This is a genomic window from Paenibacillus sp. TSM33 (assembly GCF_056099025.1).
In genome coordinates, this window is record NZ_JBLZXB010000094.1 from 1 (window position 1) to 209 (window position 209).

1 rRNA gene is annotated in these 209 nt (G+C 54.5%); it reads left to right on the forward strand.

Features of this window, described 5'->3' with window-relative positions:
* Window positions 1–209, forward strand: a 23S ribosomal RNA gene (locus ACN6NF_RS26040); the annotation flags it as partial.

Consider the following 209-nt stretch of genomic DNA (forward strand, 5'->3'; position numbering starts at 1 on the left):
ATGGAGTTACAAAGGAACCGGTTAGATGAAGAGGTCAGGAAAGGCCCGCCAGAGAAGGTAAAAGCCCTGTAGTTCAAAACCGGTTCCCTCCGAGACGGATCCCGAGTAGTGCGGGGCACGTGAAACCCCGTATGAATCCGGCAGGACCATCTGCCAAGGCTAAATACTCCCTGGCGACCGATAGTGAAGCAGTACCGTGAGGGAAAGGT